The organism is Pseudarthrobacter woesei (assembly GCF_055412745.1).
Map to the genome: position 1 here is coordinate 198,378 of NZ_JBVAYU010000002.1, position 17,662 is coordinate 216,039.

General features: G+C 66.8%; 20 protein-coding genes. 13 read left to right on the plus strand and 7 right to left on the minus strand.

The window, feature by feature from the left end; all coding sequences use genetic code 11:
• From ACZYZE_RS03970 to ACZYZE_RS03985, 4 genes are all read left to right on the plus strand, one after another.
• On the plus strand, positions 1-321 hold the full coding sequence (locus tag ACZYZE_RS03970; protein ID WP_463906347.1) for a hypothetical protein: 321 nt from the start codon (positions 1-3) through the stop codon (positions 319-321).
• Between the two features lie 3 nt (positions 322-324).
• Positions 325-579 carry a PspC domain-containing protein gene (locus ACZYZE_RS03975; protein ID WP_463906349.1) on the plus strand — a complete coding sequence of 85 codons (255 nt, stop codon included), beginning with the start codon at positions 325-327 and terminating at the stop codon, positions 577-579.
• Between the two features lie 167 nt (positions 580-746).
• Entirely contained in the window at positions 747-1,772 is a 1,026-nt protein-coding gene (locus ACZYZE_RS03980) for a 6-phosphofructokinase (RefSeq protein ID WP_459318166.1), read from the plus strand.
• A 78-nt stretch (positions 1,773-1,850) separates the two neighbouring features.
• Positions 1,851-2,561, plus strand: coding sequence for a GNAT family N-acetyltransferase (locus ACZYZE_RS03985; RefSeq protein ID WP_459318167.1), 711 nt, complete (start codon positions 1,851-1,853; stop codon positions 2,559-2,561).
• Positions 2,562-2,588: 27 nt separating this feature from the next.
• On the opposite strand, the gene ACZYZE_RS03990 is transcribed toward ACZYZE_RS03985, so the two are convergent.
• The 7 genes from ACZYZE_RS03990 to ACZYZE_RS04020 form a co-directional block, all read right to left on the minus strand.
• Positions 2,589-4,112, minus strand: coding sequence for a DHA2 family efflux MFS transporter permease subunit (locus tag ACZYZE_RS03990; RefSeq protein ID WP_463906352.1), 1,524 nt, complete (start codon positions 4,110-4,112; stop codon positions 2,589-2,591).
• 64 nt (positions 4,113-4,176) lie between these two features.
• A complete protein-coding gene (locus tag ACZYZE_RS03995; protein WP_463906354.1) occupies positions 4,177-4,740 on the minus strand; it encodes a PadR family transcriptional regulator in 564 nt (187 codons plus the stop codon).
• Between the two features lie 129 nt (positions 4,741-4,869).
• On the minus strand, positions 4,870-5,277 hold the full coding sequence (locus tag ACZYZE_RS04000) for an ankyrin repeat domain-containing protein (RefSeq protein ID WP_463906356.1): 408 nt from the start codon (positions 5,275-5,277) through the stop codon (positions 4,870-4,872).
• A complete protein-coding gene (gene ygfZ / locus ACZYZE_RS04005; RefSeq protein ID WP_459318171.1) occupies positions 5,274-6,356 on the minus strand; it encodes a CAF17-like 4Fe-4S cluster assembly/insertion protein YgfZ in 1,083 nt (360 codons plus the stop codon). Before ygfZ ends, ACZYZE_RS04000 begins: the two co-directional genes overlap by 4 nt.
• 22 nt (positions 6,357-6,378) lie before the next feature.
• A complete protein-coding gene (locus ACZYZE_RS04010) occupies positions 6,379-7,089 on the minus strand; it encodes a flavodoxin family protein (RefSeq protein WP_459318172.1) in 711 nt (236 codons plus the stop codon).
• A gap of 104 nt (positions 7,090-7,193) precedes the next feature.
• Positions 7,194-7,808: a nitrobindin family protein gene (locus ACZYZE_RS04015; protein WP_459318173.1), complete on the minus strand. Its 615-nt coding sequence runs from the start codon at positions 7,806-7,808 to the stop codon at positions 7,194-7,196.
• Positions 7,809-7,981: 173 nt separating this feature from the next.
• On the minus strand, positions 7,982-8,716 hold the full coding sequence (locus ACZYZE_RS04020; protein ID WP_459318174.1) for a permease: 735 nt from the start codon (positions 8,714-8,716) through the stop codon (positions 7,982-7,984).
• Between the two features lie 228 nt (positions 8,717-8,944).
• On the opposite strand from ACZYZE_RS04020, the gene ACZYZE_RS04025 reads away from it, so the two are divergent.
• The 9 genes from ACZYZE_RS04025 to ACZYZE_RS04065 all read left to right on the plus strand — a co-directional run bounded on the left by ACZYZE_RS04025 (position 8,945) and on the right by ACZYZE_RS04065 (position 17,653).
• Positions 8,945-9,643, plus strand: a complete 699-nt coding sequence (locus ACZYZE_RS04025) for a winged helix-turn-helix transcriptional regulator (RefSeq protein WP_463906361.1) — start codon at positions 8,945-8,947, stop codon at positions 9,641-9,643.
• 72 nt (positions 9,644-9,715) lie between these two features.
• Positions 9,716-10,096: a VOC family protein gene (locus ACZYZE_RS04030; RefSeq protein WP_463906364.1), complete on the plus strand. Its 381-nt coding sequence runs from the start codon at positions 9,716-9,718 to the stop codon at positions 10,094-10,096.
• Between the two features lie 250 nt (positions 10,097-10,346).
• On the plus strand, positions 10,347-11,333 hold the full coding sequence (gene mshD / locus ACZYZE_RS04035; protein ID WP_463906367.1) for a mycothiol synthase: 987 nt from the start codon (positions 10,347-10,349) through the stop codon (positions 11,331-11,333).
• Positions 11,334-11,447: 114 nt separating this feature from the next.
• On the plus strand, positions 11,448-13,712 hold the full coding sequence (locus ACZYZE_RS04040) for an RNA degradosome polyphosphate kinase (RefSeq protein ID WP_459318178.1): 2,265 nt from the start codon (positions 11,448-11,450) through the stop codon (positions 13,710-13,712).
• Between the two features lie 11 nt (positions 13,713-13,723).
• Positions 13,724-14,707, plus strand: a complete 984-nt coding sequence (locus ACZYZE_RS04045) for an NUDIX hydrolase (protein WP_463906369.1) — start codon at positions 13,724-13,726, stop codon at positions 14,705-14,707.
• 50 nt (positions 14,708-14,757) lie between these two features.
• Positions 14,758-15,561 (plus strand): thymidylate synthase, encoded by an 804-nt coding sequence (locus ACZYZE_RS04050; protein ID WP_459318180.1) that lies wholly within the window; start codon positions 14,758-14,760, stop codon positions 15,559-15,561.
• Positions 15,558-16,145 carry a dihydrofolate reductase gene (locus ACZYZE_RS04055; RefSeq protein ID WP_459318181.1) on the plus strand — a complete coding sequence of 196 codons (588 nt, stop codon included), beginning with the start codon at positions 15,558-15,560 and terminating at the stop codon, positions 16,143-16,145. Before ACZYZE_RS04050 ends, ACZYZE_RS04055 begins: the two co-directional genes overlap by 4 nt.
• Positions 16,146-16,147: 2 nt before the next feature.
• Positions 16,148-16,366 carry an NF038396 family protein gene (locus ACZYZE_RS04060; protein WP_459318182.1) on the plus strand — a complete coding sequence of 73 codons (219 nt, stop codon included), beginning with the start codon at positions 16,148-16,150 and terminating at the stop codon, positions 16,364-16,366.
• Positions 16,367-16,555: 189 nt separating this feature from the next.
• Positions 16,556-17,653: a WXG100 family type VII secretion target gene (locus ACZYZE_RS04065; protein WP_463906372.1), complete on the plus strand. Its 1,098-nt coding sequence runs from the start codon at positions 16,556-16,558 to the stop codon at positions 17,651-17,653.
• The last annotated feature ends 9 nt before the right edge of the window (positions 17,654-17,662 follow it).

A 17,662-nucleotide genomic window follows, 5' to 3' on the forward strand; every position in this document is an offset into this window, starting at 1 on the left:
ATGAGCAGCTTTGACGCACCGGCAGGCAAGTCGACAGCCAACGCCGCCGGCAAATCGACGGGCAGCGTGCCAACCGCTCCGCTGCAGTCCGGGAAACCGGAACAGCCGGAACGCTTCCCGGCCCGTGTGGGAACCGTCGTCTGGGGGCTGATCGTGCTGGCCCTCGCAGCACTGATCATCATCTCCCGGCTCGGCCTGGTCGCCCTGAACGGCACCTATGTGCTGATCGGCCTGATGATCTGCGCCGGGGCAGCACTTGTGATCGGCGGGCTCCTCTCCGCCCGCGGACGTGACAAAGAGTCATCAACAGGGAAGTCTTGAACCATGGATAAATTCTTCAGCACCGTCAGGGGCCTCGGCCTGAAACGTGGTCCGCAGCGTTGGATGGGCGGTGTCTGCGGCGGCATCGCCGCCAGGCTGAACGTCGATGTGGCGTTCGTCCGGATCGCCTTCCTGCTCTTCGCCCTGCTCCCCGGACCCGCGTTCGTGGTCTACCTCGCGGCGTGGCTGCTCCTTCCGGACCAGCAGAACGCAATAGCCCTCGAGTCCTTCCTGGCCAAGCGGTCCGTACGGCCCTGAGGCCCGCCCGCCAGGCCCCCTAGCGACGCGAAGTGCCCCTGCCGCACGGGCGGGGGCATTTCGCGCTGTAACCATTTGTGTCCTTCCCCACATGCCCCATTAGACTCTTGGTGAGCTCAGTGTGGCGCTCTGCCTGAACCCCTTCGAACCAGGATTTGAGCCGAGACATGAAAATTGGAATCCTCACCAGCGGCGGAGACTGCCCCGGGTTGAACGCCGTCATCCGCGGCTCCGTCCTCAAGGGCATCGCCGTCCACGGCCACGAATTCGTGGGATTCCTGGACGGCTGGCGCGGCGTCGTCGAGGGCGACACTATCGAGATCCCCCGGGCCATGGTCCGCGGCATCGCCAAGCAGGGCGGCACCATCCTTGGCACCTCCCGCACCAATCCGTTCGAAAACAACGGCGGCCCCGAGGTCATCAAGGCCAATATGGACCGGCTGGGCATTGACGCCATCATCGCGATCGGCGGCGAAGGCACCCTGGCCGCGGCCAAGCGCCTCACCGACGCCGGACTCAAGATCGTCGGCGTCCCCAAGACGGTCGACAACGACCTCGACGCGACCGACTACACCTTCGGCTTCGACACCGCCGTGGAGATCGCCACCGAGGCGATCGACCGCCTGCGCACCACCGGAGAGTCCCACCACCGCTGCATGATCGCCGAGGTCATGGGCCGGCACGTGGGCTGGATCGCGCTGCACGCGGGCATGGCCTCCGGCGCGCACGCCATCCTGATTCCCGAGCAGAAAGCCTCGATGGACCAGATCGCGGAGTGGGTCCTCTCGGCCCGCGACCGTGGCCGCGCTCCCCTCGTCGTCGTGGCGGAAGGCTTCGTCCCCGATGGCAAGGAATCGCCGCACTCCGAACGCGGCCTGGACACCTTCGGCCGGCCCCGTCTTGGCGGCATCGGCGAACGGCTCGCCCCCGAGCTGGAGGCCATGACGGGCATCGAGACCCGCGCCACCGTGCTCGGCCACATCCAGCGCGGCGGGGTCCCGACGGCATTCGACCGGGTGCTGGCCACCCGCCTCGGCATGGCTGCTATCGACTCCGTGGTGGAAGGGCGCTGGGGCACCATGGTGTCCCTCAACGGCACGGACATCGTCCATGTGGGCTTCGAGGCGGCCCTGGGCAACCTGAAGACCGTACCGCAGCACCGCTACGACGAGGCCGCCGTCCTCTTCGGCTGAGCCGCCGCCGGGCCTCAGGCGGTGAGTCTCCGGCTGAGCCGTCGGCCGGGCGCCGGCGGGCGTGGGTAGGGTTAAGTCATGACTCTTGAGCCAGGTTCCGCCGACATCATCCAGCTCGCGTGGTCCCGTCGCCTGGGGTTCGACGACGGCGCGTTTGCTGCCGCCGCGGGCGAACGCCTCACCCGGGCCGACGACGCGGCCCGCGCCGTCCAGTTCGTCCGCCTGTTCGGCAACTCCGCCCTGGTCGGCCCGCAATGGGCACTGGATGCCGCCGTCGGGCTGCCCGACGAGGAACTCGCGCAGCATGTCACGCTGTTAACCATCACCCGGAGCCATGGCGGCCACGGGCACGGCGCCGCCGCACTGTTCTTTGCTGACGATCTGCCCTTGCGGCAGCCGTCGGAGGAGTTGACCGTCTCGCACGGCAATCCGGAAGCGATCGAGCTGGAAGCGGCCTGCCCGCCGGATGACGTCAACGAAGTCGGCCTCTCGGAGCTTGAGCACCGCTTCACCATCATGCATGTGGAGGACGGCCGCCGGTCACCGGTGGCGTGCGCTGCCTACACCGAGTGGGAAGGCATCCTGGCGCACATGGGGGTGCTGGTCGCTCCGGACTGGCGGCGCCGCGGGCTGGGATCGCTGGCTGCCTCCATCGCGGCCCACGAGGCCCTTGCCTCCGGGCTGACGCTGCAGTGGCGCGCCGAAGTCAGCAACAAGGGCTCGTTGGCCATCGCCCGGAGCCTCGGCTTTGCCGCCGGCGGCATCCAGACCAGCGTGCTGCTGGGCTGACCCGCCAGCCCCGGGGAAGGGCCCGGATCAGCCCGGATTGAGGCCGGTTTTCGCCCCGGCTGAAGTCGCCGGCACGGCGCCCGGCATTCCCCAGCCGTGCACCGGCTGCGGCTTGGCGAAGAACAAGGCCACCGCGGCCCCCAGCAGGATGACCGCGGCCGGGAGCATGATGGACTGGCCCATCGCCGTCGAGAAGCCCTCGTGCAAAGGCACGGGCAGGGTGCCCCCAAACGACATCGGACCCGCCCCTTCGGATCCCCCCGCAACTGCGGGGAGTTCCGCCGCGAGCCGCGCCTGGATCAGCACGGCGATGGCGGCGCTGCCGAGGACGGCCCCGATCTGCCGGGTGGTGTTATAGACGCCGGCGCCGGCGCCGGCCTGCCGTGGCAACAGGTTCCGGGTAGCGGTTGTGCTCAGCGGCGCCCAGATGCCGGCGTTGGCGAAGCCCAGGACCGCGCTCGGCAGCAGGAACAACCAGATGGGCGTGTCCGGGTGCATCAGGGCGGCATTCCAGAACAGCGCCACGGACATGAGGACCAGGCCGGCCGCGGTGATGAACTTCGGGTTGACCCGGTCGATAGTTTTCCCTACGACGGGGGCCAGCCCTCCCGAGATCACGGCCATGGGCACCATCATGAGCGCGGACTGGGTGGGCGTCAGACCGCGGACCATCTGGTAGTAGAAGATCAGCGGCAGGCTGAAGGCGGTCACGGTGAAGCCGACCGTGGTGATGCCGATGTTGGCGAGCGAGAAGTTGCGGTCCTTGAACAGGGACAGCGGCAGTAAGGGCTCGCCCGTGTTGAACCGTTGCCACACCACGAACACCGTTAGCACGGCGATCCCGGCGATGATGAGCCCCCAAACGGTGATGGGCCCGGTGATGGTGCCCCAGTCGTAGGTCTCGCCTTCCTGGATGCCGAACACCACCAGGAAGAGCCCGACGGCGCTGAGCAGCACACCGGGGATGTCGAACTTATGCGGGTGGGTACTGAGCGCCGGCACAAAGCGCACCGCGAGGATGAAGCCGGCGATTCCCACCGGGACGTTGATGAAGAAGATCCATTCCCAGCCGAGCGCGTCGACAAGGACGCCGCCGAGGATCGGTCCGACGAGGGTGGCAACGCCGGCGGTGGCGCCCCAGATGCCCATGGCGGCTCCCCTCCGGTCCGGCGCGAAAATCCGGGTGATGACGGCCATCGTCTGGGGCGTCATCATGGCCGCGCCAAAGCCCTGGAGTACCCGGGCCCCGATGAGGGCCTGGACGTCGCCGGACAGCCCGCACCAGAGCGAGGCCAGGGTGAAGACGACGAGCCCCGAGAGGTAGAGCTTCTTCGGGCCGAAGCGGTCACCCAGCCGGCCGGTGATAAGCAACGGGACCGCGTAGGCAAGAAGGTAGGCGCTGGTCACCCAGATCACCGAGTTGATGTCAGTGTCCAGGCCCTCCATGATCTTGGGGTTGGCCACCGAGACGATGGTGGTGTCGATCAGGATCATGAAGAAGCCGATCACCAGGGACCAGAGGGCCGGCCACGGCCTCGCTACGTTTTCCATGGAGATTCCTTAAGTGCCGGGGTGGTTGCGATTCGGTCAAAGGTGTGACGGGCCCGGTGACGGCCTACCATGGCAGTTTTCCGCTGCCGAGTTGCCCCTGGAGGCCGCGGATCCAGGCGATCTCGGTGCGCAGCATGGTCTGCTGGTACTCGATGTCGATCCAGTACTTGCGGTCGACGCCCTTGGCCCGGACCAGGGCCTCCCCCGCGTCAAGGAAGCCGAGTTGCTCCTGCAGGCCGGTGAGCCGACGGTCAAGGAGCTCCACGACGACGCCGGCTGGCAGGTTGTAGGCCTCCGAGACGGCCAGCGGAAAGGACGGGTACTCATTGACCGGGTTGGCGAGCATGTCCTGCAGCCGCAGGGTCAGGGCTTCCCTGCCGGCCTCGGAGATCTCATAGGTGGTGCGTTCCGGGCGGTTGCCTTCCCGGTCGGTTCCCGTGGCGTCAACGAGTCCTTGCTCCTCCAGCCGCCCTACCGCGTGGTACAGCGTTCCGGGCCGGACCTTGATGAGACGGTCTTCGTGCCGGGTCATCAGGAGCTGATACATCTCGTACGGATGCATCGGCTCTTCAACCAGCAGGGAGAGTGCGGCGACACCAAGTGGTGTCAGGGGCGCGGCTCGGGCCATGGTGCGGGGTCCTTCGTGGTGTCCAATGCTCGGTCAATCGCGGCGTTCCCACAATGCTGCTATTCCACAAGAACTATTCCACATGGAGTATTCAGGGGCAAGATGACCGGGGAACGGCTTGCGCCGCGTTCAGCCGAACAGTGCGAGGATGTCCTTGCGCTCGAACATCCCGGCGGCCGCCCGCGCGGAGGGGGTCCCGGCGTCGGGGTCCGCCCCCGCCTCCACGAGCGCCTGCACGACCTCCGGATAGCCCTTGAACACGGCGCCGGCCAGCGGTGTCTGGCCGCGGTCGTTGGCCGTGTTCGCGTCGCCGCCGTGCTGCAGGATCAGCCGGACGGTGCCGGCGTGGCCATGGTAGGCGGCGAGCATCAGCAGGGTGTCCCCGGCATCATTGGTCAATGTGGCCGGCACTCCAGCGGCGAGGTAACCGCCAAGGAGTGTGGAGTTCCCCTCGCGCGCCGCGTCGAAGAGCTGATGGGCCAGGGCGAGCGTCTCTTCATCCGGTGCTGTGCCCGGTGCGGTGTTGTCGCCGGTCATCGTGTCCCCCTCAGGAACCCGGTCTGGCGCCCCACCACCTGGCCGGCGTCGGGAGCCACGATGACTTCCTGCGCCGCGGTATAAGGCTCCTCGCCGTCGAGGACTGTCAGTACTTCATCCGGCGCGACGGACCGTTTGACGACGGCCAGGGCCACCGGGCCCATCTCGTGGTGCTGGGCCACGGAGGTCACGGTGCCCACCTTGCGTCCGCCGACGCGGACCTCGCTGCCGACGGCGGGCATCGTATGCTGGGAGCCGTCGAGCTGCAGGAACACGAGCCGTCGGGGCGGGTGGCCCAGGTTGTGGACGCGGGCCACGGTCTCCTGGCCTTTGTAGCAGCCCTTGTTCAGGTGCACGGCGGTGCGGAGCAGGTCCAGTTCGTGCGGGATGGTCTTGTCATCGGTTTCGGCTCCCCAGCGGGGCCGCCAGGCGGCGATGCGCAGCGCCTCGGCTGCCCAGACGCCGGCCAGCGGCCGTTCGCCCACGGTGGCCTCGAGATCGGCGGCGGGAACGAGGTATTCGAACCAGGGCCGTTCGAGGCCCGGGTGGGACTCCTCCCCCACCACGGCGTAGGAGTAGCCGCCCGCCCCGACGTGCGGCCAGGGGTCTTCCCAGGCCTGCAGCGCGGACCATTCCGGAATCCGCCGGGTGCAGCCGAGCACGGCCCAGTGGTCGGAAACGTCGCTGATTTCGACCCGGAGCATGAACTTCATCTTGTTGAGCCACTCGGCCAGCGGGGCTGCTTCGGCGGCCTCGACGATCAGCCAGGTGGTGGCGCCGTCGTCCACCACGCCGGCGTCGAACTCGATCCGGCCCTGCACGCTGAGCAGGAGCAGTTCGGTGGACCGGCCCGGGGCCAGGCCGGTGAGCTGCTGGGAGGACAGGGTGTTGAGCCAGCTCAGCCGGTCCGGACCGCTGACGGTGACCACACCGCGGTGGGACAGATCAACGACGGCGGTGCCGGCGGCCAGCGCCCGCTGCTCGCGCAGCGGCTCGCCATAGTGGGAGGCGACGCCGGTGTCAGCGCCTCCGGCTTCGACGGCGCCGGGGCGCGACAGCAGGGGGCTCAGGATAGTCATATGTAGTAGAAGTCCTCAGGGGCTAGCGGTATTCCGGATTTTCGAAGTCGAACCGGGTGCCGGCTTTCCAGGCCTCGGGCAGGTTGCCGTAGGCCGGGATGCCGCCGGCGTCTTTGAGTATCCGGGCCAGATGCAGCAGGTTCCACGTCATAAAGGTGGTGTTGCGGTTGGTGAAATCGCTGTCCGGGCCGCCGGAGCCTTCGTCGAGGTAGCTGGGCCCGGGGCCGACGGCGCCGATCCAGCCGGCGTCGGCCTGCGGCGGGATGGTGAAGCCGACGTGCTGGAGGCTGTAGAGAACGTTCATGGCGCAGTGTTTGATGCCGTCCTCGTTGCCGGTGATCAGGCAGCCGCCCACCTTCGGGTAGAACGCCCACTGGTCCTTGGCATTGAGCTGGCCCGAATGCGCGTAAAGCCGTTCGATCAGCTTCTTGGTCTGCGAGGAATTATCGCCCAGCCAGATGGGTCCGGCGACGATCACGATGTCGGCGTCCAGGACGGCGGGGTACAGGCCCGGCCAATCATCGGTTTCCCAGCCGTGCTCGCGCATGTCCGGGTAGACGCCGCTGGCGATGTCGTGGTCCACCGTCCGGATGACGCGGGTGGCAACGCCCTGTTTCTCCATGATCCGGCGGCTGACGTCGATCAGCCCCTGGGTGTTGGAGGTCTCCGGCGACTTTTTGAGGGTGCCGTTGAAGTACACGGCCTTGAGATCGCTGTAATCGGCTGTTTTCACAGCCTCAGTCGGTGTGGCATTCACTGTAGTGCTCCTTGCGGTCGCTGCGGACAACGGACAAACAGTGGGACCTCCAACCCGGCGTCGGGACGCGCCCGGCCGGGTCAGCTGAGTTTGCTGAGGATGGCGGAGGCGTGGGCTTCCAGGCCGCCGCCCGGCGTCGTGCCCTTACCGGCGGCCACGTCCCAGCGCCATAGCAGCTGCCCGTCCACGAGTCCGAAGATCCGGGTGGCCGCCGTGTACTCCTTGGAGTGGCTGCCGCGCATCACCATGTCGGTGCTGAGCTGGATCTGCGGACCCTTGATCTGGCCGTAGTACAGCTCGGAGATACCGCCGGGGTGGGAGATCGAAACCGCGATATCGAACCCGCCGTCTTTGTTGCGCAGGGCCTCGACCTCGTCGGCGCTTTTGAGTACCGGAACGATGTCGGCCGGCACCAGGCCGGGGCCGCCGTCCTCTTCGCGCTGTTTGCGTTCCAACGCCCAGAACCCGGTCTCGACCGTCAGCGGACGAAGCTTGGTGCCCTCGTCATCGGTCAGCCAGCTCTCGGCCCGGTACTGCAGGTACGGCAGGCCGTTGTGGGTGAAGGAGACACGTTGCACGAAGTGCTCGGAATCCTCTTCCCCGGCGCCCAGCCGGCCGCCGCCCTCCCACTCGCCTATGAGCCAGGACAGCGGAACGATTTCGGGGGTCAGATCTGTAGGTATTTCAATCGGCACAGCAACTACCTTTGGAAACGACGGGTGGAAATTGTGGGGTCTTTACTTCTGACCCTTGAAGAGGCGGTACACCACAAAGCCGGCGAACCAGGCCATGGAAATACTGGCGATGCCAAGCAGAACAAGGAAGAAGATTTCATATGCAAGTACGGACATGATGCCATCCTAACGCCTTAGTAGATGAGGAGTTTGTCTATGAAGTAAGCCAAAGAACCGACGGCGGAGACCGGCCCCAGACCCATGCCCACGGCGGCCGCGAGGTTGAGCGTGTCGCCGCGGAGGATCACGAGGCGGCGGAAACTCACCAGCACGGCCCCCACCACTACGCCGACGAGGGCCGCCGGCAGGACGGCGATATCGGAGAACACGAGCCCCGCGAGAGGTCCGGCCAGCCCGGCTCCGAGGATGCCCAGCGGCGCCACAATCCGGTCCGGCCAGCGGATCAGGCCGGCCATCAGCGCGATCGCGGAGCTGATGGCCGCGACCAGGAGCATTTCCCGAACGCCGTTGAAGCGGGAGCAGGCGATCCAGCCCGCACCCAGGCAGGACAGCATCACTCCGGCGCTGGAGCCGAGCGTCGATTCGAGCCGCTGGGCCTGGCCGGTGCCGCGGATCAGCTGCATAACAAAGATCGCCATGACGCCGGCGGCCATCAACGGCGGGGTCCAGTTCAGGAAGCCCGGGGCGGGAAGATATGTGGCGGCGACGGCGGAGCCGATGCCGGGGAGCGCGATCAGGGCGGCCAGTGTCTTCTTGGCCGGGATACCGAGGAAATGCGGCCAGCCGATGCCGACGCCGGCGGCCGTGAGCACCGCGACGGCAAGCAGTGCCGCAGGCGAGGAGTAGGCGGCGCCGACAATGGCCGTGAGCCCGGCCAGGCCGATGATTCCTATGCTCCACGACTTCATTGTGTACCCGCCATTAATCCGTACCTTCGCTCACTGCGGACCCCAATTCGACCTGGTCAACCTCGGAGGACTGCGGGCCCTGACGGATCAATCCTGCCCTATGTGACCGTTTTATGTCGCAAAAGAACCGGCTCCGGGTGACGGGACCGTGTCTGGAAAGGGGCCTTTGGGTATACTCAGCATCAGCTACAGACGCCCAAAGATGCGCGGACACCCCTTGGAGGAACCATGTCGCACATCCTGCTCCTGACGAACAGCACCGGCTCATCGGTGGATGTTCTGCCTGCTCTGGAACTGCTGAACCACCGGGTGCACATTCTTCCGGCCGAGCCCACGGCCCTGCTGGACACCGATCCCTGTGACATCGTCCTGTTGGACGCCCGCAAGGACCTTGTCGGCGCCCGCTCCCTTACCCAGCTGCTCAAGGCCACCGGCCTGAGCGCACCGCTTATGCTGATCCTCACCGAGGGCGGCATGGCGGCGGTCTCCTCGGCCTGGGCCGTGGATGACATCGTGCTGGAATCCGCAGGACCGGCCGAGGTCGAAGCCCGCATACGTCTGGGCGTGGCGCGCGCCGTCCCGGATAAGGACGATGCCCCGACGGAAATCCGGGCCGCCGGCGTCGTCATCGATGAGGCAAGCTACACGGCGCGTGTCAACGGCGCGGCGCTGAACCTGACGTTCAAGGAATTTGAGCTCCTCAAGTACCTCGCCCAGCACCCCGGACGCGTCTTCACCCGCCAGCAACTGCTCACCGAGGTGTGGGGCTACGACTACTACGGCGGCACCCGCACTGTGGACGTCCACGTCCGGCGCCTGCGCGCGAAGCTCGGCGCCGACCACGAGAACCTGATCAGCACCGTGCGCAATGTCGGCTACCGCCTGACCCTGGTCCGCCACCCGGAGGAAGAGCTGACCGAGGCCTAGGGCGTGCCTCAACGTCAGCTTTCCTAGTGCATGGCCAACGGCCTTGCCCCAGACTGAAAGCAGGTTTCGTTCATGGCATGTCGTATCAGTGAGCTCGTGCTCGGTTGCCGTGACCCTGAGGTGCTGGCGCGGTTCTGGTGTGGGGTCCTGGACTTCGTGGTGCTCGATCGCGAGGACGACGGCTCGGTGGAGATCGGGCCGCGCGAAGGGTTCGGCGGTCCGCAACCGACCATCATCCTCAGTCGCCATGATGAGCCGGATAAGGGGAAATCCCGGCTGCACATCGACGTCAGCGCCACCGACCGCGATCAGGGCGCCGAGCTCGAACGCCTTCTGAAGCTCGGTGCGCGCCCGGCCGACATCGGCCAGACAGGGGAAGAGCCGTGGCATGTCCTGGCCGACCCCGAAGGCAATGAGTTCTGCCTGCTCAAGGCCCGCCTGGACCCACTCTGATGTTCATCGGCCACACCTCGAACACAGCGAAAGCCCCGGACTTTTACGTCCGGGGCTTTCGCTGTGTTCACTGCTGAAATTCGCTAGTGGAGGACATACGGGTCGAACGTATCGAGGCCACCCCAGTGGTGGATCCCCCTCGCATCCGGCGCAGCAAGTGCCGTAGGCCGGATGAGTTAACGACTATACGGAACAGTCCCGGAAACATCAAAATCGGCCCCGCCGCGGCCCCAGCGTATAGCCTTGCACCATGAGTCCTGCGCATCCGGAAAACTGGCCCGTACTCGCTGCCGTCGGAGCTGTGGATGAACAGCTGTGGCGGGACGTCAAAGCCCTCGTGACCGCCGCCGAGGAGTCCGACGGCAACCCGCCGCTCTCCGAGCAGACCCTGGTGACGCTCCGGGCGGCCGACACCGGCGAACATACCGTGCTGACCCTCGCCCTTTACTCTCCAGACGACAAGTCCGACCCCGCCACAGCGCAGGATCTGGCGGGCGTCGCCGTCGTCGTCGGGGAACCGGACGGCACGGGGGTGCTGGAAATCGCTGTCCATCCCAGCTACCGCAACCAGGGTGCGGCGGGCCGGCTCGTGGCCGAACTCCGGGACACCCGCGGTTTCGCCGGGCTCAACGCGTGGTCTCATGGCAACCACGAGGCCGCCGCGGATCTGGCTGCCCACTACGGCTACGGCCCGGTCCGTGAACTGTGGAAGATGCGGCTCACCACCGCGGCGGCCGGCCCGTCCGACGCCGCCCTCCCGGACATTGCCCTGCCGGACGGCGCCAGCCTGCGCCCCTTCGTCCCGGGCCAGGACGAGGACGCCTGGCTCGCGGCGAACAAGGCCGCGTTTGCGCACCACCCGGAACAGGGCAATATGTCGCGCGCCGACCTCGACGCCAGGATGGCCGAGCAGTGGTTCGATCCCGCCGGCTTCCTGCTGGCCGTGGACGCTTCAGGCCAACTCCTCGGCTTCCACTGGACCAAGGTGCACCCCCGGCACGGCGAGCACCCGGCCATCGGCGAGGTCTACGCCGTGGGCGTCGCCCCGGCAGCACAGGGAACCGGGCTGGGCACGGCACTCACCGTCGCCGGCATCAGGTACCTCCAGGACCTGGGCCTGCACGCGGTCATGTTGTATGTCGACGCGGACAACATCCCGGCCGTGTCGCTGTACCGCAAGCTCGGCTTCGCCCGCTGGGACGTCGACGTTATGTACGCACCATTGGAGGGGCGCTAAACCAATCGGCAGACCGCCGCTCCGCGCCGGCCGAAATCTGGACTCTCCGGAAGATGACCGCACGGCGAATGCTTGTATGGTTGAAACTAAATCGCGCCAGCCTTAGGAGAGACCATGCAACCGGACGCTGCCCGGACCGCCACGTCTGACCCCGCAACCTCGGATAAGAGAGCCCTTCCGGTGCGTGCCCGTTTCGGCTCCTCCGAAGTGCCGGCCTCACGCGCCACCCAGGACCGGATCGACATCCCCGAGTTCGCCCCCAACCTGGCACCGGAAGGCGACATCAGCCCGGACCGTTTCCTGGACCGGGAACTCAGCTGGCTCGCCTTCAACTCCCGCGTCCTGGAACTGGCCGAAGACCCGGATCTGCACCTGCTGGAGCGGGTCAGCTTCCTGTCCATCTTCGCGTCGAACCTGGACGAATTCTTTATGGTCCGGGTGGCCGGGCTCAAGCGCCGGATCGCGACCGGCCTCGCCGTGCCCTCCCCCGCCGGGCTGAGCCCGGTGCAGGTGCTGGAGCAGATCGGCGAGGAGGCCCACCGGTTGCAGCAGCGCCACGCACGGGTCTACGCCGAGCAGATCCGCCCCGCGCTGGCCTACGAGCACATCCACCTCATGCACTGGGATGAGCTCGATTCCCAGGCCAAAGACCAGCTCAGCGCCATGTTCGCCGAGAAGGTCTTCCCCATCCTGACACCGCTGGCCGTGGACCCCGCGCACCCCTTCCCCTACATCTCCGGGCTGTCCCTGAACCTGGCCGTGGTGGTCCGCAACCCGGTCAGCGACAAGGAACTCTTCGCACGCCTCAAGGTCCCGGACCAGCTCCCGCGCCTGATCTCCATCGACGGTCCCCGCGCCGGCTCCATTCCGGGACGGGTGGCCCGCTTTATCGCCCTCGAGGAAGTCATCGCCGTCCACCTGGACCAGCTGTTCGCCGGCATGGAGGTGCTGGAGCACCACACCTTCCGGGTGACCCGCAACGAAGATGTCGAGGTGGAAGAGGACGACGCCGAGAACCTGCTGCAGGCGCTGGAAAAGGAACTGCTGCGCCGCCGTTTCGGCCCTCCGGTCCGGCTCGAGGTCACCACTGACATCAATCCGAACATCCGGGCGCTGCTGATCCGCGAGCTCGGCGTCGAGGAATCCGAGGTCTACTCCGTCCCGGCACCCCTGGACCTGCGCGGGCTCTCGGTCATTTCCGGGATCGACCGGGCGGACCTGCACTATCCAAAGCACGTCCCGCACACCTCGCGCTACCTCAATGAGTCGGAGACTTCCAAGGCGGCCAACGTCTTTGCGGCCATGCGCCGCCGGGACATCCTCCTGCACCACCCCTATGACTCCTTCTCCACCTCGGTCCAGGCGTTCCTCGAGCAGGCCGCCTCGGATCCGAAGGTCCAGGCCATCAAGCAGACCCTGTACCGGACCTCCGGTGACTCCCCGATCGTCGATGCCCTGATCGACGCCGCCGAGGCCGGCAAACAGGTCCTGGCCCTCGTGGAGATCAAGGCCCGGTTCGACGAGCAGGCCAACATCTCATGGGCCCGGAAACTGGAACAGGCCGGCGTCCATGTGGTCTACGGAATCGTGGGCCTGAAGACCCACTGCAAGCTCTCCCTCGTGGTGCGCCAGGAAGTGGATGGCCTGCGCCGCTACTGCCACATCGGCACCGGCAACTACCACCCTCGGACGGCCCGCTACTACGAGGACCTTGGGCTGCTGACGGCGAACGAGCAGGTGGGTGAGGACCTGTCCAAGCTCTTCAACCAGCTCTCCGGCTACGCCCCGAAGTCGACCTTCAAGCGGCTGCTCGTGGCACCCCGTTCAGTGCGCTCCGGTCTCATCGACCGGATCGAAACCGAAATCCGCAACGCCAAGGCGGGCCTCGCCGCCCGGGTCCAGATCAAGGTCAACTCGATCGTGGACGAGGCCATCATCGATTCCCTCTACCGGGCGTCCCAGGCCGGTGTTCCGGTGGATATCATCGTCCGCGGCATCTGCTCCCTGCGCCCCGGGATTCCGGGCCTCAGCGAGAACATCACGGTCCGCTCCGTCCTTGGCCGCTTCCTGGAGCACTCCCGCGTCTTCGCGTTCGCCAACGGCGGGGATCCGGTGGTCTACATCGGTTCGGCAGACATGATGCACCGTAACCTTGACCGCCGCGTGGAGGCCCTGGTTCAGCTCACCAGCGGGGACGACACGACGTATGTTATGGACCTGCTGCGCCGGTACATGGATCCGGCCACGGCGAGCTGGCACCTGGACAACGGCGGGGAATGGACCCGCCACCACCTTGCGGAGGACGGCCGGAACCTGGCGGACATCCAGTCCTGGCTGCTGGCGTCCCGCTCGCGGCAACGCTCGACCGGCCTGCGGTAGGGGCTCTGGCGTTGAGTAGCGACTCCCCGCTCGCCGACCAGACAGACCATCCCGGCGAGCCGATTGCCGTGACCGCGGCGGGCGCCCTGCCGTGGCGGCGCACTGCGAACTCGAGCGACAAGGGCAAGCTTGAGGTCCTGCTGATCCACCGCCCCCGCTATGACGACTGGTCCTGGCCCAAGGGCAAGATCGACGCCGGGGAGACGGTTCCCGAATGTGCCATCCGCGAGGTGGAGGAAGAAATCGGGCTGAAAACCACTCTGGGCATCCCCCTCCCGCCCATCCGTTACCACGTCCCGGCCGGGCTGAAGGTCGTCCACTACTGGGCGGCCGACGTCGACGGCGCCACCCTGGTGCCGGACGGCAAGGAAGTGGACAGCGTGATGTGGTGTTCGCCGGAAAAGGCCGCCCGGCTGCTGAGCAACCCGAGCGACGTCGGCCCGCTGGAGCATCTGGCGGCCGCCCATGCCCGCGGCGAACTGGAAACCTGGCCGCTCGTGATCGTGCGGCATGCCAAAGCCAAGCCGCGTTCCTCCTGGACCAAGGCCGAAGGGGACCGGCCGCTGGCCGCCACCGGGATGCGGCAGGCGCAGGCGGTAGGGCGGCTCCTGCAGGTCTGGAAACCCCTGCGCATCGTCTCAAGCCCCTGGCGCCGGTGTGTGGCCACTATCGCGCCCTATGCCAAGGCCGCCGAGGCCAAGGTCAAGCTGAATGATGCCCTCACGGAACACCGGCACGGCCGGCACCCGCACAAGACGGCCGCCGCCGTCGAGGGCCTGTTCGATAAGCAGCGGGCTGTGGCGCTCTGCACACACCGGCCGGCCCTGCAGACAGTGTTTGCCCAGCTCGGGAAGCACATGAGTTCCCGGCTGCGTGCCCTGCTGCCGGACGCCGATCCGTTCCTGGCCCCCGGCGAGGTGGTGGTGTGCCATGTGGCGCGCGGCAGCAAGAACCAGGTGGTCGCAGTGGAGCGGTTCAGGCCCTTCGACGACTGATGTCCTTAACAGTGGGCAGGGCGCCCGTCATAGCTCAGTAGACTGTGACGGTGAGCATCCCTACGCCCTATGAAGACCTGCTGCGCGATGTCCTGGAACACGGCACGCACAAATCGGACCGTACCGGGACTGGCACGCTCAGCGTGTTCGGCCGCCAACTGCGCTTCGATCTGGGCAAGAGTTTCCCCCTGATCACCACCAAGCGCGTGCATTTCAAGTCTGTGGCCGTGGAGCTGCTGTGGTTCCTCCGTGGCGACTCCAACGTGAAGTGGATGCAGGAGCAAGGCGTCACCATCTGGAACGAATGGGCGGACTCCGACGGTGAGCTCGGCCCGGTCTACGGCGTCCAGTGGAGGTCCTGGCCCACGCCCGACGGCGGTCACATCGACCAGATCGCGGAGCTGGTGGAGAACCTCAAATCCAACCCGGACTCGCGCCGGCACATCATCTCGGCCTGGAATGTCGCCGAGCTCAAGGACATGGCCCTGCCGCCGTGCCACGCCTTCTTCCAGTTCTATGTGGCCGACGGCAAGCTCTCCTGCCAGCTGTACCAGCGATCCGCGGACACCTTCCTGGGCGTGCCGTTCAACATCGCCTCCTACGCCCTGCTGACCTGCATGATCGCCCAGCAGACCGGTCTTGAACCCGGCGAATTCGTCTGGACCGGCGGCGATGTGCACATCTACGACAACCACATGGACCAGGTCCTCAAGCAGCTCACCCGCACCCCGTACGAGTACCCGCGGCTGTTGATCAACCGCAAGCCGGAGTCCATCTTCGACTACACCCTCGAAGACTTCGAGGTGGTCGGATACCAGCACCACCCGACGATTAAGGCCCCGATAGCCGTATGAGCAACGACAAAATGCAGGGCGTACAGCCCGCTGACTTTACCGGCAAGCTGGCCGCCCTCACCGGGCTCGGCGTCGTCTGGGTCCAGACGAGCACCGGTGTCATCGGCAAGGACGGCGGCATGCCGTGGCGCCTTCCCGAGGACATGGCGCACTTCACCCGGCTCACAACGGGCCACCCGGTGATCATGGGCCGCAAGACCTGGGAATCCTTTCCCGAGAAATACCGCCCCCTGCCGGGCCGGACGAACATAGTCATCACCCGCCAGGAAGGCTGGGGCGGGACATCGGCGGCGGAAGGCGCCATCGCGGTCAAGTCCCTGGACGACGCGCTTCTGGAGTCCCAGTTCGCACCGGGCAACGAAATGGTCTGGATCATCGGCGGCGGCAACATCTATGCGCAGTCCATGGACCTCGCCAACGTTGCCGTCATCACCACGATCGACACCACCACGGAGGGCGACACGTTCGCCCCGGACCTCGGCTATGACTGGACCGCGGAAGTATCCCTGCCGGCCGACGGCTGGTTGACGTCGGCCAACGGCACCCGCTACAGGATCAACCTGTGGCGCCGGACGGAGGCCTAGGGATGCTGAAGAAACCCGAAACCCTCTTTGTCCTCGGCTACATGCTCCTGCCCCTGCTGGCGCTGCTATCCGCGATCGTCGGACTGACCATGATCCTGGGCGACAAGAAGATCGTCGGCGCGATCGTGCTCGTGGTGGTAACCCAGGTGTTCGTCTTCGGAGCGGTGCTGGCGCTGCGGAAGCGCAAGAGCGCGCTGCTGCAGGAGCACGACGGCGAGTAGCGCCCTGCGGTGCCGCCCCGTTCCGGCGGCCGTCCGCCGCGCGCGGCACCAGAGCAGGGGATGGGGAGATCACCCCATCGCCGGATTCGGCCGTTCCGGTTAGATTGGGCGGGTTGGAATTTCACGTCGGAATGCGGTCGGCCTCGGTCGCGGCCGGTTAGGCTGATGCACGGATAAGGGGGAGCCGCTATGGCAGGAAATTTGTGGGGTGCCGACGTGGCCCAGTTGCGCACACTCGCACAGCAGTTCGGCAAGACGTCCGAGACGCTGCTGCGGCAGTCATCCACCCTGACCTCGGCCATCAACAGCACCTCATCCTGGAAGGGTGCCGACGGCGCACGGTTCACGGCCGAATGGAACGGCAGCCACCGCGCGCTCATCCAGAAGACGGCACAGGCACTCAGGGAAGAGTCCAAGCGGCTCCTGACGCACGCGGACCAGCAGGAGAAGGCCAGCACCGCCGGGCGGCAAGGTACCACCGGATCCGCCGGCGGGCCGGGGACTATCGGCGGGGCCCGAAACGGTGCCGGCGGCTGGGCGCTGCTCGGCGGAGCCCTGGTGGGCGGAGCCGGCGGGCTCAGGGCCGCCATGGGCGTGCAAAAGCTCATCAAGGGGCCCCTGACCCTGGCCAGGCACACCGGCCAGCTGGGCTGGGTGCTGAAGAACCAGCGCGCGGATTTCGTCAAATCGTTCACGCAGGGGAAGCACCGGATCGGCGGGCCCGGGTTCGCCCCGCACCGGCTGATGAGCAATCCGGCCCTTGACAACCTGCTCAAGGGCTCCGCAGCAGCGAACCGCGGCCTCGCCGCGATCGACAGGGTCTCAGATATCGCATCGCTGAAGAACCTCAACCGGCACATCGGGCCGCTGGCCAGGTTCGGGCCGTTGCTGGAGGAGAAAGCCTGGCTTGGCGCCGGCACCAAACTCGAGTGGCTCGGCAAATCCGGCCTCGCTCGCGGCCTTGGCTGGGCCGGTGTCGGCTTCAGCGCCGTCGACTCCGTGCGGAGTTTCGCCGACGGCGACGTTAAGGGCGGTATGGCCAGCGCGGGCAAGGGACTCCTCGGCGTCGGCTGCTTCCTGCCGCCGCCCGCCGGAACCGTCTGCCAGGTCGCCAGCGTCGGGATCGCCGTCTACGAGAACTGGGACACCATCTCCAGCGTCGGGAAGAACATCGGCGAGGGTATCGTCAACGCGGTGCAGGATCCCGGCGAGTTCGTCAGTGACGCGGCAGATACCGCCAAAGATGCAGGCAAATCCGTGGCGAAGTTCTTCGGCTTCGGGGATTAGGAGACCAAC

Excerpts from the sequence above, each read along its gene's own strand:
- ACZYZE_RS03970 (WP_463906347.1), top strand. The coding sequence starts at position 1 with ATGAGCAGCTTTGACGCACCGGCAGGCAAGTCGACAGCCAACGCCGCC.
- ACZYZE_RS03975 (WP_463906349.1), top strand. The coding sequence starts at position 325 with ATGGATAAATTCTTCAGCACCGTCAGGGGCCTCGGCCTGAAACGTGGT.
- ACZYZE_RS03980 (WP_459318166.1), top strand. The coding sequence starts at position 747 with ATGAAAATTGGAATCCTCACCAGCGGCGGAGACTGCCCCGGGTTGAAC.
- ACZYZE_RS03985 (WP_459318167.1), top strand. The coding sequence starts at position 1,851 with ATGACTCTTGAGCCAGGTTCCGCCGACATCATCCAGCTCGCGTGGTCC.
- ACZYZE_RS03990 (WP_463906352.1), bottom strand. The coding sequence starts at position 4,112 with ATGGAAAACGTAGCGAGGCCGTGGCCGGCCCTCTGGTCCCTGGTGATC.
- ACZYZE_RS03995 (WP_463906354.1), bottom strand. The coding sequence starts at position 4,740 with ATGGCCCGAGCCGCGCCCCTGACACCACTTGGTGTCGCCGCACTCTCC.
- ACZYZE_RS04000 (WP_463906356.1), bottom strand. The coding sequence starts at position 5,277 with ATGACCGGCGACAACACCGCACCGGGCACAGCACCGGATGAAGAGACG.
- ygfZ (WP_459318171.1), bottom strand. The coding sequence starts at position 6,356 with ATGACTATCCTGAGCCCCCTGCTGTCGCGCCCCGGCGCCGTCGAAGCC.
- ACZYZE_RS04020 (WP_459318174.1), bottom strand. The coding sequence starts at position 8,716 with ATGAAGTCGTGGAGCATAGGAATCATCGGCCTGGCCGGGCTCACGGCC.
- ACZYZE_RS04025 (WP_463906361.1), top strand. The coding sequence starts at position 8,945 with ATGTCGCACATCCTGCTCCTGACGAACAGCACCGGCTCATCGGTGGAT.
- ACZYZE_RS04030 (WP_463906364.1), top strand. The coding sequence starts at position 9,716 with ATGGCATGTCGTATCAGTGAGCTCGTGCTCGGTTGCCGTGACCCTGAG.
- mshD (WP_463906367.1), top strand. The coding sequence starts at position 10,347 with ATGAGTCCTGCGCATCCGGAAAACTGGCCCGTACTCGCTGCCGTCGGA.
- ACZYZE_RS04040 (WP_459318178.1), top strand. The coding sequence starts at position 11,448 with ATGCAACCGGACGCTGCCCGGACCGCCACGTCTGACCCCGCAACCTCG.
- ACZYZE_RS04055 (WP_459318181.1), top strand. The coding sequence starts at position 15,558 with ATGAGCAACGACAAAATGCAGGGCGTACAGCCCGCTGACTTTACCGGC.
- ACZYZE_RS04060 (WP_459318182.1), top strand. The coding sequence starts at position 16,148 with ATGCTGAAGAAACCCGAAACCCTCTTTGTCCTCGGCTACATGCTCCTG.
- ACZYZE_RS04065 (WP_463906372.1), top strand. The coding sequence starts at position 16,556 with ATGGCAGGAAATTTGTGGGGTGCCGACGTGGCCCAGTTGCGCACACTC.